We start from the raw sequence: 14,344 nt of genomic DNA on the forward strand, positions 1-14,344 counted from the left end.
AAATATGTATAAAATTTTATACGGCGATCGCGTATGCAGTGCATGAAGGAAATTCGTTGGGTCGGGTCCGCCTATGAAGATCTGGTGGCATTCCCCGACGAACCGCGGCGAGATGCCGGTTTCCAGTTGAGCCTGGTCCAGGCGGGGCTGGAGCCGGACGCCTGGAAGTCTTTCGATGCGATAGGCGCCGGAACGCGGGAAATCCGAATCCGCGACATGGTGAATGCTAGAAGAGGCAGGATATGAACGTCGACACGAAAATCCGCCATGTCACCAAAGCAGACGCGAACCTGTTCCTGGAACTGGGGTTTCCGGCCGAGGAAGCCGCGCGCCTGCAGGCTGCGGCGAAACAGCAGATCAATGACACGCAGCTGCTCAAGGAACAACTGATGTCGGCCTTGGCCGACTGGATCGAGCAGCACCATCTGAAGCAGGCCGAGGCCGCGCGGATACTGATGGTGTCGCGCCCGCGCGTATCGGACGTGGTGAACAAGAAGACGGCGAAGTTCACCATCGACACGCTGGTCGAGATGCTGAGCCGCGTCGGCAAGCCCGTCCGGCTGGCGATAGGCTGAGGCGGGCTTGACAGGTAAAGGCGACTAAACCCCAAAAAACGCCACATACACCAGCCGCTCCTCCACGATCCGCCGCTGGTGCTGCGCATTGCCGCGCCGCTGCGTGATGCTTGCGTCCGTGTAATACCGCTCATACTCCCGCACGGCGATACGCGCCGGCTTGCCGCCGGCGTCCGGGACCGCGACGCTGGCGGACCAGATGACGGGATCGAGCAGGTCGCCCAGCAGCGGGCCTTCCAGCACCGGCGGAAAGCGCAGGGCGCCGCCGCCGGATCGCAAGACTTCGCTGAAGGCGGCCGGCGTCGCGACTTCCCGCAGCGGCAGGTCGCGCCAGCGGTCGGGGATGACGGGCCTGTCCGGCGTACGCGCGGGACCGGACGGATCGAGCAGGCCGGAGGCCAGCACCTTGGCGTCGGTCCAGGCCAGGTCGCTTTCCAGCGCCGGGTCGCGGGTCTGCAATACCAGTTCGATGCGGTTGCGGCCGCTTTCGGGCGTCTGGCCGATGCCGGGGATGTATGAAATGTCCAGGTATTCCGAGTCCACCGGGAATTTCATCGGTCCATGCGCCGGCACCACGCCGCGCAGTTCGAATTCGAGTTTGCCGCGCTTGTGCTCGAACACGGCGCGGCGGCGCGGCAGCAGCTGGGAGAATTCGGCCAGCACGACGCGCGAGAGCTTGGCGCTGGCGATGGCGTTGGGCTGGTAGCGCGCCAGCGCCAGGCGCACGAAGGGCATGTAGGTGCGCCCGGGGTCGAGTTCGATGTCGCAGTACCAGCGGGCCCGGGACTCGTCCCAGTGCACGCGGTGGCCGACGACGTGGACGTTGGCGGGAAGCTCCTGGAGCCGGACGGCTTCGTCGGCCACGCGAGCGGGGAAGTCCGAGGCGCGCGCGCGGTGCTTGGGCTGGGCCGTGTCCCACAAGGGGTCCATGCCCCATTGCGTGACCAGCGGGACCAGGTTGTCGGGGATGTCGGTGAAGTTCCTGCCGTCTCCGCCGATCACGACGCCGAGCAGTTCGCCGTCGCCGGACGAGAACCAGGGGCGTTCGAGCCAGACGCGCAGGCCGTTGCCCAGGCGGGTCACGTCCAGGGTGCCCGGGCCCTGGGTTTCTTCCCAACGGAAGGTGGGCAGCACGTACATGAGGCGCGGGACGTCGGGCGGCGCGCTGGCGGGCACGACGGTGTTCTGCGCCGTGCCGGCGCGCACCTGCTGCGGCGCGCCGGGATCGTCGTCGGCGCCGGTCTCGACCACGGGGCCGTCGGCCACGGGACCCAGGCGCGTGACTTTGTCGGGCTGGGCGTACAGCGTCGGCGGCAGGTATTCGCGAAAGCGGGTGGCGGCGCGCAGGCGGTAGCGGATCAGCCGGTAGCGGGTGTCGCCGAATTCGTGGCGGTTGCCGGCCGCGCGCTGCTTGCCGCCTTCGGCCTGTTGTTCGGCCACGGCGTTGCTGAGGCTGAAGAGGTTGGGATAGTTCTCGGACAGCGCGATCTCGGCCAGCACGCCATGGCCGGCCACGCGTTCGGGGCGCGGCTTGTCCAGGTCGTCGACCCATTCGTGCCAGTCGGCTTCGATTTCGATCTTGCCGGTGGTGGGACCATGCAGCCGGACGCGGGCCTGCAGGTCGACGTGGGGCGCACCGGGATCGCGCGCCAGTTCTCCGGGCAGCAGCAGCACGGGATCGCAGATCGGCTGCTGGGTGGCGTGCACCAGCACCAGCGGGCGGTAGGGCGTGACCATCCAGCAGCTGCCCAGCATGGCGGCCAGGCGCAGTCCGGCGCTTTCGCCTTCGGCGCCGGCCCAGGCCGGGATGCCGAAGGCGTCTATCAGGCCGGGATTGACGAAGCTGGCGTAGCGCAGCCGGGCGATGCGGCCCTTGGGCAGGTACAGGGTGAGGACGCGCGCGGCCTCGTCCCAGGTGGGCGCGCCGTCGTCGGCGTAGCGTTCCGCGCAAGGCGGGTCGTCCAGCGTGGCCTTGCGTTCCTGCAGCACGATGCGGAAACCCTGGGTGTCGGGCCAGGCGCCGGCGTGGCGCACCAGCAGCACCAGTTCCTGGGACGGAGTCTGCGCGATGGCGGCGCTGGGGCCCAACGCCTTGGGGCCGGTCACGCCGGGCAGGGTATGGCCGGGTTGCGCGCGCAGCGCGAAGCCGCCGGCCGCCGGGTCGGGCAGATAGGGGGTGTTGACCTGCGCCTCGCGGTGGATGACGTACTGGCCTGCGGCCAGGCGTTCGCCGGCGGGATGTTCGGGCGAGGGCAGCTGCGGCGGCACGGCGTCGGTGGTGGCGACGTCGGCCAGCGCCTGCGGCGTGACCAGTTCGATCTGCGTGCCGGGGCCGGCGTCGTACAGCGTGGCCGCGTCGCGCGCGGCGATGGCATAGGCCTGCTTGATGCCGGCGGGGCTGTCCATCATGGCGTCGAACAGGCCGTGCGTTTCGCATTGCAGCTGCGAGGCCTTGGGCGGCACGACGTGGCGTTCGTTGGCGGGCGTGTCGTCGAAATCGGTGGGGCCGGACTGCTGGCGCGCGGCCTTGAAGTCGGGGCTGGCGAGCCAGGCTTCGGGGTCCATGCCGGCGTTGCTGCGGATCACCATGCGCTCCAGCGATTCGCCTTCGCTGACGCGGGCGCGGTGCAGCAGCGCCGGCGGGTCCACCGGTTCGAAACGCCAGTAGCCGACCGGCCGGGTGGCGTTGTCGTCGCGCTCCAGCGTGGGATCGTCGTGCGCCAGGCTGTTGCCGGCCAGGTCGACCAGCCGCGCGCGCAGGCGGTAAGACATGCCGAAGCGCAGGCGCGGCAGGCTGCCCTTGCGCGCGGCGAAGCTGACCGCCAGGCCGTTGCCCGCGCCGGCGGGCGCGGCGTCCTGCACGTCTTCGGGCGTCTCGCCCTGCACGCCGCTGGCGGGATCTTCGCGCGCGCGCAGCGTGCGCCCGGGGCGCGGCGCGACCAGGCTCCAGCCAGTCCAGCGGAACAGCGATTCGTGCAGGTAGTGGTCGTCGGGCTGCGCGCCGCCGCTGGTGGTGGACGCGCCCTTCACATAGCCTTCGTCGTCGGGCAGCTCCAGCGGCGGGCCGCCGTCGGCGCAGCGGTAGACCCCGGTGCGCAGGCACAGCGAGCGCCACGGTTCGGGATCGCCCGGCCCCTGCGCCTGCACGTCGACGCGGTAGCCGCGCAGCAAGTCTTCGGCGTAGAGCACGATGCTGCCCGGCGCGCCGCCGAGCGCGGCGTTCTTCAGGGCCGCGGCCGCGGCGTTCTGCGCCACCTCCCAGGCGCGCCCGCGCCGCGCCACGCCCAGGCCGCCGGAGCGCAGCGCGGCCAGCCCCTGCTTGTCGCCGGTGGTGTAGGTCACGGCGCCGTCGGCGCCCAGCGCCAGGCTGCGGGCGATCAGGTTCTGCGCGGTCAGGACGAAGTCCACGGTTTTCAGGGCGGCGCCGTCGGGGTCGACCTGGTAGACGTCGAACGGGCTGCGCGGCTCGTACAGGTCCCAGCTGTCGTCGGCGCGGCGCAGCTTGAGCATGCCGCGTTCGTGGTCGGGATTGCGCGGCCGCGTGACGAAGCGCTCGGGGTCCGCGGCCCAGGCGGTGGCGGGACAGGCGTCGTCGGCGGGATCGTGCGCGTCCTGCCAGCGCAGGACCAGGAAGAAGCGGCCCTGCGCCGCGCCGGCCGCGGCCAGTTGCCGCTCCAGCGGCGAGTCCGCCGGCAGCAGGCAGTCGATGACCAGGCCCAGCCGGCGCAGCAGCGCCGGATAGTCGGCGTAGGAGGCCACGATGGCGTGGAAATCCATGTCCGGCGCCGCGGGGGCGGGCGGCGTGGGGGAACCGTCGGGCCTGAGTATTTTCTGCTGTTCGATGCTGGGCGGTTCGCGGCGGTAAAAGCGGTTGGCCTGATACAGGGAGTACTCGGCTTGCGAATTCCATTGCTTCATCAGGTGCTGGTCGGTGTTGTTGAGCGCCGCGTCGTTCCAGCGGGTCGGCAGCGCACGCAGCGCGAAGCCGGAGGCGGGCAGCGGGTTGCCGTCGTGGTCCGCGCCGGGGGCGGCGGCGCGGCCATGGTAGATGCTGCCGGGGCCGTAGACCTGGGCGCGCAGCGCGCGTTCCGTGCCTTCGGCGCCATCGTCGAAGAAGCGGCCGAAGCCGGGCAGCGCCACTTCGATGCGGCGGTCGCCGATGGGCAGGATGGCGGTGCGCGTGCCGCAGTCGCTCAGCATGTCCTTCAGCACGGGATGCGCCTCGCGCCAGGGCAGCAAAGTGGGGTGGGTGCCGGTGGCCAGCACCGCCATCCGGCCGTAGTGCTTGCGCGCCAGCCCCAGCAGCGCGGCCACCGAATAAGAAAACAGATTGACCGTGCTCATGTCGCGGAACACGAAGCCGGCGACCGGCGTGGCTGCGGGCAGCAGCCGGTCCCACAGCGCCGGGTCGGCCTGCAGCTGCGGCTCCAGCTCGATTTCCTCGGCGCCGGTATTGAGCCCGAAGCGCAGGCGCTCGAGCGTGCGCGGCCAGTTGCGCCAGTCGGCGTAGGCGCCCAGCCGCTGTTCGTCCTCGGATTCCGGCGTCAGCCGGGGCGAGGCCACGATGGAGACGCGCAGCCGGCCGGCGTCGGCGCCGTCAGGCACGCGGCCGTGGGGGATCACGGTCCAGACGATGGTTTGCTTGGCCATGGAACGCTCCTCAGGCAAAGGCTTCGGCGTACTCGCGCCAGGCGTATTGCGTGTCGTCGTCGATCTGCGCCAGCTCCTGCGCCAGCGGCAGGTCGGGCCTGGGACCCATCAGGTCGCGCAGGCCGGGGTCGCCGTTGGAGCCGGCGAACTTGCGCTCGCACGACAGCGACACGCTGGTCGAGAACATAAAGACTTCGATCTCGACGGTGATGGTCGCGCGCCCGGCGCATTTGCCGCTCTCGAATTCGTAGCGCAGTTCCAGGTAGATCTCGATCGAGATGCTGACGATGCCCAGCACGCTGACGCAGCCGCCCATTCGGAAATAGCCGGCCAGCGAGCAGGCGTCTTTTTCCATGCGGAAGTAAATGCCCGCCATCACGTGCACGCCGCCGGAAGCCACGCCCAGGTTGACCGAGACGCTGGCGCCGAATTCGAACGCGGCCTCCAGCAGCTGGATGCCGGACGGGTCCAGCGTGACGCCGAAAAAGCCGCCGCCGCCGAACATGCAGACCGACAGGTTGAAAGGCTGTTCGCGCGTGCAGAAATTGAAGCGCACGGCCAGCGGCTGGCCGATGAAGGGCACGGTGAAGCCGGCGCCCAGGCTGAGGTTGGACAGGTTGAACACGCCGATGGCGATGGCCGGCAGCGCCACGTCGAAGCCCGCGTCCACGCCCTTGGCCGAGATGTCCAGATAGGGCGGATCGGAGAAACCGTCCAGCGGGATCAGGTCGCGCAGCGTTTCCACGAAGGACAGGGGACCGACGAACTTGATGTCGGAAAGCAGCACGTCCACGTCCATCTTGGCGGCCGTGTCGATGCGGAACTCGATCTTCTCGAAGTTCAGTTCGAGGAAGCTGGCCGGCGCGATCAGCACCAGGTCGAAGTGCTTGAGCGAGCAGGCGACAGAGAGCTTGGGCGCGCTCTGTCCGTTCTTGCGCACGCGCGCCTCGACCGCGATGCGCAGCCCTTGCGGGTCGTTGGCGACGAATATCGATTTGCCGGCTTCGGCCGGCCAGTTGCGGATCACCGGGTTCCAGTCGAAGCGCAGGGTCAGCTCGTCGCCGCACAGCAGGTCCAGCAGTTGGGCGCTGGCCAGCACGGCGTCGACCGCCAGCTGCACCGCGCGCAGCGCGCCCTGCGCGACCTGACGGGGCGCGCCTTCGAGCAGGCGCGCGGTGCCGATGGTCTGCAACAGGGGCTGGGCGGCATCGCCGATGGCCTGCAGGCGCAGCTTGAGCGTCGCGGCGTCCGAAAAAAGTTGATCCAGCTGGCCCGGCTGGCCGACGACGGCGTCGAGCGCGTCGTACAACGCCTTGCCCTGGACCAGCAGCGCGGGAATCGCGCCCAGGCTGTCCAGCAGTTCCTGCGCGGCGCCGGCGGCCTGCCGCAGCGACTGGCGATAGCCGTCCGGCAGGCCCACGCCGCCGACCTGGGCGTCGGCCGCGGTGCGCACGGCCGTGGCGGCGGCGCGCGCGGCGTCCAGCGCGGCGGGCAGCCCCGGCAGGGCGGGCGCGGCGTCGAAGGACTGTCCGGCAAGCAGTTCGATCTGCGCCACCACGTCCTGCATCGCCGCGCTCAGCGCGTCGACGCGGGTCCGGGCGCCGGCCACCAGGGCCGGCGCGTAGGCCAGGGCCTGGGCCTGCAGGTCCTGGAACCTGGCCTGCAGCGCTTTCAGGGCGCCCTGGGCGATGCGGCGGGGCTGCTGCGCCAGGTCCGCCACCAGGGCGTAGAGCCGTCCCATGTCGTTGGTCAGGCTTTCCAGCTGGCTGCAGCCTTCGGCCACGAAGCGCGGCACCCGCTCGGGCGTGTTGGCCGCGTTGGCCACGGCCTCGATCACCTCGCCCAGCGGGATACAGCCGAACAACAGCGGCAGGGGCAGGTCCGACAGCGTCTTGGGAAAGACGTCGTCGCCTTTCATGCGGCCGGCGACGAACTCCTGCACCGAGCCGCTGACCGGTCCGGCCAGCCGCGACAGCGCCGTGGGGCGCAGGTTGGGCTGCACGAAACCGCCCGCGCGGTCGCCCTGCCGGGAAAAGTCCAGCGCCGCGTTGCCGCGGTGCAAGGGGTCGGCGTCGATGTCGCCGAAGACCTGGCCGACGTTGGCGGCGTCGAAGCCGAAGCGGAGATAGTGCGCATTCCAGCTGAGGACGCTGTGGCCGTCGCCGCCGGCCAGCCCGGACAAGGCCGCGATGCGGATGGAGGCGCGCTTGACGCCCGGATAGAACAGCGCGTCGTTGAGCCCGTCGCTGTAGGCGCGCAGTCCGGCGTTGCCGGGATCGACCACGGCGTCGAACTCGATGGATTCCACCTCGGCCGCTGTGTCGCCGGCCTTCTGGCTGGGCGCCAGCGTGACGCGCTGGCGGTTGAGCTGCGCGACCCGCCGGCCGCTGCGGTCGGGCCGCCGCCAGGCCGTCTGCGCCTGCTGGGCGAAGGCCTCGGCCTGCGGCCACAGCGGCACCAGCGACTGCCCGCTCTGGCCGCGCGGACTGGCCTTGTCGCCAATCATGAAGATCATGGGCAGGCCGAACTGCACGCTGCGCCCGTCGGTGTCGGTGGCCGAACAGGCGAAGCTGAAAGGCGCGCCCGCCACGCAAGGCCAGAACAGCTTGATGTCCTGGTTGTCGATATTGCTGGCGGGGCTGCCGGCCGGGTCCAGGTTGGGCGTGACCGTGGTGAGGATGCGCACGCTGGAGAACGGCATCTGCAGGTTCAGTAGCATCGGGTCGCCGACGCCGCCGTCGCGCGCCGGCAGTTCGAGGTCGTACACGCGCTCGCGCTGGCGCACGATGATGAACTGGCGCTGGCGCAGATAGGCGACGTTTCCGGGCCGGCCCGGGTGGAACTTGCGTTCGCTGACCTTGATCAGCGCCGCGCGGTGGCCGAACGGAAACAGGAAGCCCTTGTAGACGATGCGCACGTAGTGGTCGCGGCCCATCGCGCCGCGGTGCGTCCATTCCTCCAGCGACAGCCCAGGGCCGTCCCAGTTGCCGCGCGAATCCAGCCAGGCGCCCAGCGAGGACAGCATCAGCAGGCGGGTGGCGATAGGCTGCGGCGTGTAGCTGGCGGCCGAGAAATTCGACGACAGGTGCGCGATCTGGTAGCGATCGTAATCGTTCATCGGCATGAGGAACGGCGAGGCGTCGGGCGCGGGCAGGCGCTGGTCGGCCGGCACCGGATAGGCCGACTGCATGGGCATGGACGAGCCCTCGCCGCTCAGCGCCCAGATCGCGCGCAGCGTGCGCCGCGCATCCGGCGCGGGCGGTTCGACCGCGTCGCCGTCCTGCGTCGCCAGCAGCCGCGTGTGCCACAGCTCGGTGTGCAGGGTGGCGGCCGAGGTGGCGGGAGACTTGGCGTGCCGCCAACTCGTCTGCGCGTGCGGGCTGAGGATCAGGCGCCACGGTAGTTCGATGGCGGTCTGCTGCGCGCCTGGGGCCGCGGGCCGGGGGCCGCGCTTGAGGATGTCGATGATGGCGCCGGCGCGCTGCGGCGTGCGGATCGCGGCGACCGGGCCGGGCCGCGGCGGGCGCAGGCCGACGCCGCCGCCGGCCAGGCGCCGCTGCAGCGCGCCGGGCGCGTCCTGGCGCATGGCCAGGCGCGCATTGCGCAAGGCGAAGCTCGACAGCGCCGCGCGTTGCGCCGGGCTGAGCTTGTCCAGGCGCTTGTCGAACAGATCGCGCAGGACCAGGCGCGGGGCGGGCGCGGCCGGGGGCCGGGCGTTGGCGGCCACGGCCGGCGGCAGCGATTCGATGGCGGCCAGCACGCCTTCCAGCGTGTAGGGCGCGTCGAAATCATCCGGGACCGCAAAGGCCAGCCGGGATTCGCCCGCGATGCGCGCCCGCACGGGCGGAGGAGCAAGCGAGTCCTCGTCCTGGCTGGCCGCGTTTTCCAGGAAGGTCTGTTCCGCGATCGACTGCGGCGGAAAGTGCACGATCAGCGTGGCCGCGCCGCTGCCGGTCTTGCGCAGCCGCGGCGGCTGGCCGGGCGAGATCGTCAGGTTGTGCAGCTCGATGCGCAGGGCCAGCAGGTCGGCCGGACGCAGCACGGGCTGGCCCGGACGGGTGCCGTCGAAGAAGTTGCGGTTGGGATTGGGGGCGAGGACGGGAATGTGCAGCCTTCTGGTGACCATGCCAGCTCTCCTGCAAAGAAGAAAACCTGGGAACACGACCAACTGCCAGCGTATAGAACTGCAATTCGCCGAAATCTATCGTTGTGTTGCGTTAGCGGTCAACAACGGCGCGTCCGTGCGCGAGGACGCCGCCGCGCAAGGCGGGATGTGGCTTTTGGATGTAGAAAGCGGGGGCGCGCAAGCCGGAATCCATATCGAAACCCAGCCGGCGGCAGCCATCCGGCACGGAGAACGCAGGATGGCGCGCACGGGCGCGGCGCGCGGATCGCGGCCGCGCGCGCCGGATTTATTTTGTACGTATTCGTAACGGCGGCTAGCCCGCCACGGCCGGCGCGCCGCCCAGTTCGGTCAGGCAGTCTTCCAGCGACGGGATGCCGCAAGCCAGGGCCTCGACGGTGGCGGCGTCGACCTTGGACAGCGGCGGGATCTCGGCCAGCACGCGCACGTTGCCGAAGCGCTCGATGGCTTCCTTGTTGCCGGCCGACAGCGGCCCGCTCATGATCACGCCGAGCACGGCGATGCCGCGCCGCCTGAGCGCCTCCAGGCTGAGCAGGGTGTGGTTGATGGTGCCCAGCCCGCTGCGCGCGGCCAGCACCACGGGCAGGTCCAGACGCGCGATCAGGTCGATCATCATGTGGGTGTCGTCGATCGGCACGTAAAGCCCGCCCGCGCCTTCCACGATGAGCGGGGCCTGGGTGGCGGGCGGGACGATGCTGGTGGCGTCGACCACGGCGTCTTCCAGCGTGGCCGCCGCCCACGGCGACAGGGGCGCCTGCAGCACGTAGGCGGGCAGATGCAGCCGCTCGGGCGGCAGCCCGGCCAGCTGGGCCACGGTTTCGGTATCGCCTGGTTCCTCGGAGACGCCGGTCTGCACCGGCTTCCAGTAGTCGGCGTTCCAGGCGCGCGCCAGGATGGCCGACACCAGGGTCTTGCCGATACCGGTGTCGGTGCCGGTCACGAATACGCCGGCGGGGCGTTGATCAGTTTTTTTCCACATGCCATAGGCCAGGTGATAGGTCACCGTGGCTCCTCTTCGATCGAATGCCGCCAGCACCCGCCGCAATCCGGCGGGGCTGAGCGGCTTGCTGCCGGGCGCCGGGCTGGTGGCGCCGATGCCCTTCAGGCCCTTCAGGAAATGCAGGCCGTCAGGATGATTATGTAGCAGCCGTTCGCCGCGCACGCCACCCGTCAGATTGCCCATGCCCGGACGGATGGCGTCCAGCGGCGGATAGGCCGGCGTGGCCGCGCTGAGCCCGGCCTCGCGATGGGCCGCGCGCCATTCCTGGAACGTGCCCGCAGCCAGGGTCGCCACCGCCAGGCGGCCGCCCGGAGCCAGCAGCGCGGCCAGCCGGCCCAGGCCGGCGTTCAGGTCGGAGAACCATTGCACCGCCAGACTGGAGCAGATCAGGTCGTAGCCCCCGGGCAGCCCTTCGGGGCGCTCGCCATCGAGCAACCGGTAGCGGACCGTGCCGGGCGGGGGCGGGCGGCTTTGCGCGGCCGCCAGCATGCCGGGCGAGATGTCCGTCACGGTCCAGTCGGCCGGCCCGATGCGGCGCGCCAGCGCCCGGGTCAGCAGGCCGGTGCCGCAGCCGATCTCCAGGATGCGCGGATGGCGCGGCAGCGGCAGCAGCGCGATGTCGTCGGCCAGGCGTTCGGCCGTGATGCGCTGCACCGGCGCATGGTCTTCGTAACGGCGGGCGGCCGCGCCGAAGCGCGCCGCGACGGGGACGGCCGTCATGGCGCGCCCGCCGCGCGGGCGATGAAGGCGCGCAGCGCGTCGGCGCACCAGCGCGCGTCCGAGACCGGTAGCAGATGCCCGCCGCCTTCGCGCCAGCGCAGCTCGCAGCCGGGCGCGCCGGCGAAGGCCGCCTGCGTCATGGCGGCCGGCACGATGGGGTCCTGCGCGCCGGCCAGGACCAGCAGCGGCGCCGGCAGCGCGGCCAGGGCGGCGCGCCGGTCCTCGTCGCGCAGGGCCCGCAGATCGCGTTCGAGCGGCTCCAGCCGGGGCGGACCGAACGGCGCGTCCGCGCCGCAGCGCTGGCGGAAGTCGCGCAGCACGGCCTCGGGGTCCGCGGCCAGGCGCTTCTGCATGCGGTCCAGCATGCGGGGCGGCACGCCGGCCTCGAAGCCGGGTCCGGCGGCGAAGCGCGCAAAGCCGTTGATGGCCGCCAGCCCCAGGCAGCCGGGCGGCAGGCGGCGCAGCAGGCGCAGCGCGCCCAGCGAGTGGCCGATGGCGATGACCGGGCCGTCGACGGCGGGGTCTTCGGGCGCGCCGAAATAGCCGGCGTCGAAGGCCGCCTGCGGCCAGTCGCCAAGCTCGGCGCGCAGCGGCGTCCAGACCGAGGCGTCGAAGGCCCAGCCGTGGACGAACAGCAGGGTGGGGCGGCGCGTCACGCCAGCACCGCGGCGAAGCCGTCGATCAGGCGCGCCACGTCGGCGTCGCGGTGCGCGGCGCTCAGGGTCACGCGCAGCCGGCTGGTGCCGGCCGGCACGGTGGGCGGGCGGATCGCCACCGCCAGCAGGCCGCGCTGTTCCAGGGCCGACGCCATCCGCAGCGCGCGGGCCGCGTCGCCGACGATGGCCGGCACGATCTGGGTGGACGAGTCGCCGGTGTCCAGCCCCAGCGCCTGCAAAGACGCGCGCAGATGGTCGCCGGCGGCCGCCAGCCGGGCGCGTTCGGCGTCCAGCGTGGGCACCAGGTCCAGCGCCGCGTCCATGGCGCCCAGCACCGCGGGCGGCAGCGCCGTCGTGTAGATGAAGCCGGAGCAGGCGTTGACGAGGTAGTCGCACAGCGCGCGCGAACCGGCCACATAGGCGCCGAATCCGCCTAGCGCCTTGCTGAAGGTGCCCATGGCCAGATCGATCCGGCCCGGCGCCAGCCCGGCCAGCCCCATGCCGTTGGGGCCCAGCACGCCGGTGGCGTGGGCTTCGTCCAGGTAGACGAAGGCGTCGTAGCGGTCGGCCAGGTCGGCCAGGCGCGCCACGTCGGTCCGGTCGCCGTCCATGCTGAATACGCTTTCGGTAACGATGAAGCGGGTCACGGGCTTGTCCGCCGGGTTTGCGGCGCGCGCGGCCAGCAGGCTTTCCAGGTGCGCCAGGTCGTTGTGGCGGAAGCGGATCTGGCGCACGCCGGCGGCCTGGCAGCCGTGGTGCAGGCTGGCGTGGTTGAGCTTGTCGGCGTAAAGCTCGACCTCGCCCCGGCCGGTGGCCGCGCGCAGCAGGGCGGGCAGCACGGCGGCGTTGGCCTGCCAGCCCGAAGCCAGCAGCAGCGCGGCCTCGGTGCCTTTGAGGCGGGCGAGCTTGGCTTCGACTTGTTCGTGCAGGTCCAGATTGCCGCAGACCAGGCGCGAGGCCTGGGCGCCGGCGCCGTGGCGGGCCGCCCATTCGCGCGCGCGCTCGACCAGCAGCGGGTGGCGCGCCAGCCCCAGGTAGTCATTGCTGGAGAAGTTAAGCATGGGCGCGCCGCCCAGCAGCAGATGCCCGGGGGCGGCGGCGCCGGCCGTGCGCAGGCGGCGCCTGACCTGGCGCGTTTCGGCGCGCGCCAGCTCGGAGAAAAACAGCGTATCCAGTTTCGACATCGACCCGTCCTGCGGCGGCCGGGCGGACCGTGAGGTCGGCGCCAGGCCGTAGAATGCGGGCCATTGTAGTGGAGGTGATTCATGCACACGCCCGACTGGATGGCCCGGGGCCATCCCCATATCTGGCTGCCCTATGCCCAGATGAAGACAGCCACGCCGCCGCTGCCGGTGGTGCGCAGCCACGGCAGCCGGCTCGAACTGGCCGACGGCCGCAGCCTGATCGACGGGGTGGCGTCCTGGTGGACCGCCTGCCATGGCTATAACCATCCGCACATCGCCCAGGCGGTGCGGGCGCAGCTGGACGCGATGCCGCACGTGATGTTCGGCGGACTGACGCACGAACCGGCCCTGACGCTGGCGCGCCGCATGGCCGCGCTGCTGGGGCCGGGCCTGGACCGCGTCTTCTATACGGACTCCGGCTCGGTGGCGGTGGAAGTGGCCATGAAGATGGCGCTGCAGTTCTGGCTCAACCAGGGCGAGCGCGGACGCACCCGCTTCCTGGCGTTTCGCGGCGGCTACCACGGCGACACCTTCGGCACCATGGCGGTGTGCGATCCGGAAGAGGGCATGCACAGCCTGTACCGCGGCATGCTGGCCGAGCACGACATCGTCGATCTGCCGCAAGGCGAGGCCGAGCTGGCCGCGCTCGAGGACCACCTGGAGCGCCACGCGCCGCGGCTGGCCGGCATCCTGGTCGAGCCGCTGGTGCAGGGCGCCGGCGGCATGCTGCTGCACGACCCGGAAGTCCTGCGGCGGCTGCGCCGCCTGGCCGACCGCCACGGCCTGCTGCTGATCTTCGACGAGATCTTCACCGGCTTCGGGCGCACCGGCAGCATGTTCGCGTTCGAGCAGGCCGGCATCCGGCCGGACATCCTGACCTTGTCCAAGGCCCTGACCGGCGGCACCCTGCCGCTGGCGGCCACCGTCGCCAGCAGCCGGGTGTTCGACGCCTTCTGGTCCGACGATCCTTCGCACGCGCTGATGCACGGCCCCACTTTCATGGGCAATGCGCTGGCCTGCGCGGCGGCCAACGCCTCGCTGGACCTGTTCGAGCGCGAGCCGCGCCTGGAACAGGCCCGCGCCATCTCCGAGGCCCTGGCGGCGGGACTGGCGCCGTGCCGCGACCTGCCCTGGGTGCGCGACGTGCGGGTGCTGGGCGCCATCGGGGTGGTGGAGCTGGACGGCATCGGCGACCGCGAGGCGCTCAAGCGGCGGCTGGTCGAGGCCGGCGTCTGGGTGCGGCCTTTCGGCAACGTGGTCTACCTGACTCCGGCGCTGACCATAGAAGAGGACGACCTTGCCGGCCTGATGCGGGCCGTGAACGAAGTGCTGGGGCGCCAGCGCCCCTGAACCGGGCGTCCCTGAGCCGGGCGCAACAAACCGCCAGGGGCGCCTTGATTCAGATCAAGGCAGGG

General features: G+C 71.3%; 8 protein-coding genes and 1 pseudogene. 4 read left to right on the forward strand and 5 right to left on the reverse strand.

All coding sequences use genetic code 11. From position 1 onward, the window contains the following. Positions 1-33: 33 nt before the first annotated feature. Both A6B37_RS01245 and A6B37_RS01250 read left to right on the forward strand, forming a co-directional pair. Positions 34-216: pseudogene (locus tag A6B37_RS01245) on the forward strand (type II toxin-antitoxin system RelE/ParE family toxin); the annotation flags it as partial. Between the two features lie 26 nt (positions 217-242). Beyond that, positions 243-575 (forward strand): XRE family transcriptional regulator, encoded by a 333-nt coding sequence (locus A6B37_RS01250; protein WP_102772355.1) that lies wholly within the window; start codon positions 243-245, stop codon positions 573-575. 24 nt (positions 576-599) lie between these two features. Here the strand turns inward: A6B37_RS01250 and A6B37_RS01255 are convergent, their stop codons facing one another. Both A6B37_RS01255 and A6B37_RS01260 read right to left on the reverse strand, forming a co-directional pair. Beyond that, positions 600-5,225, reverse strand: a complete 4,626-nt coding sequence (locus tag A6B37_RS01255) for a hypothetical protein (RefSeq protein WP_111824681.1) — start codon at positions 5,223-5,225, stop codon at positions 600-602. A 10-nt stretch (positions 5,226-5,235) separates the two neighbouring features. Further along, complete coding sequence (locus A6B37_RS01260; RefSeq protein WP_111824682.1) at positions 5,236-9,351, reverse strand: hypothetical protein; 4,116 nt, start codon at positions 9,349-9,351, stop codon at positions 5,236-5,238. Between A6B37_RS01260 and A6B37_RS25925 the strand changes: the two genes are divergently transcribed. Further along, a complete protein-coding gene (locus tag A6B37_RS25925; protein WP_146747986.1) occupies positions 9,350-9,658 on the forward strand; it encodes a hypothetical protein in 309 nt (102 codons plus the stop codon). The genes A6B37_RS01260 and A6B37_RS25925 overlap by 2 nt on opposite strands. A 6-nt stretch (positions 9,659-9,664) precedes the next feature. Here A6B37_RS25925 and bioD read toward each other — a convergent pair whose 3' ends face one another. From bioD to A6B37_RS01275, 3 genes are read right to left on the reverse strand one after another with little or no spacing between them, the layout of a single operon-like run. Beyond that, entirely contained in the window at positions 9,665-11,089 is a 1,425-nt protein-coding gene (gene bioD / locus A6B37_RS01265; RefSeq protein ID WP_111824683.1) for a dethiobiotin synthase, read from the reverse strand. Beyond that, positions 11,086-11,745: an alpha/beta hydrolase gene (locus A6B37_RS01270; RefSeq protein WP_102772350.1), complete on the reverse strand. Its 660-nt coding sequence runs from the start codon at positions 11,743-11,745 to the stop codon at positions 11,086-11,088. Before A6B37_RS01270 ends, bioD begins: the two co-directional genes overlap by 4 nt. After that, entirely contained in the window at positions 11,742-12,929 is a 1,188-nt protein-coding gene (locus A6B37_RS01275) for an aminotransferase class I/II-fold pyridoxal phosphate-dependent enzyme (RefSeq protein WP_111824684.1), read from the reverse strand. Before A6B37_RS01275 ends, A6B37_RS01270 begins: the two co-directional genes overlap by 4 nt. A gap of 81 nt (positions 12,930-13,010) precedes the next feature. Between A6B37_RS01275 and A6B37_RS01280 the strand changes: the two genes are divergently transcribed. Beyond that, positions 13,011-14,279 carry an adenosylmethionine--8-amino-7-oxononanoate transaminase gene (locus tag A6B37_RS01280; RefSeq protein ID WP_111824685.1) on the forward strand — a complete coding sequence of 423 codons (1,269 nt, stop codon included), beginning with the start codon at positions 13,011-13,013 and terminating at the stop codon, positions 14,277-14,279. Positions 14,280-14,344 lie beyond the last annotated feature (65 nt).

Origin of the sequence: Achromobacter sp. HZ01 (assembly GCF_003267925.1) — a bacterium.
GTDB lineage: Bacteria > Pseudomonadota > Gammaproteobacteria > Burkholderiales > Burkholderiaceae_B > Achromobacter > Achromobacter pulmonis_A.

Excerpts from the sequence above, each read along its gene's own strand:
- A6B37_RS01250 (WP_102772355.1), top strand. The coding sequence starts at position 243 with ATGAACGTCGACACGAAAATCCGCCATGTCACCAAAGCAGACGCGAAC.
- A6B37_RS01255 (WP_111824681.1), bottom strand. The coding sequence starts at position 5,225 with ATGGCCAAGCAAACCATCGTCTGGACCGTGATCCCCCACGGCCGCGTG.
- A6B37_RS25925 (WP_146747986.1), top strand. The coding sequence starts at position 9,350 with ATGCCAGCTCTCCTGCAAAGAAGAAAACCTGGGAACACGACCAACTGC.
- A6B37_RS01260 (WP_111824682.1), bottom strand. The coding sequence starts at position 9,351 with ATGGTCACCAGAAGGCTGCACATTCCCGTCCTCGCCCCCAATCCCAAC.
- bioD (WP_111824683.1), bottom strand. The coding sequence starts at position 11,089 with ATGACGGCCGTCCCCGTCGCGGCGCGCTTCGGCGCGGCCGCCCGCCGT.
- A6B37_RS01275 (WP_111824684.1), bottom strand. The coding sequence starts at position 12,929 with ATGTCGAAACTGGATACGCTGTTTTTCTCCGAGCTGGCGCGCGCCGAA.
- A6B37_RS01280 (WP_111824685.1), top strand. The coding sequence starts at position 13,011 with ATGCACACGCCCGACTGGATGGCCCGGGGCCATCCCCATATCTGGCTG.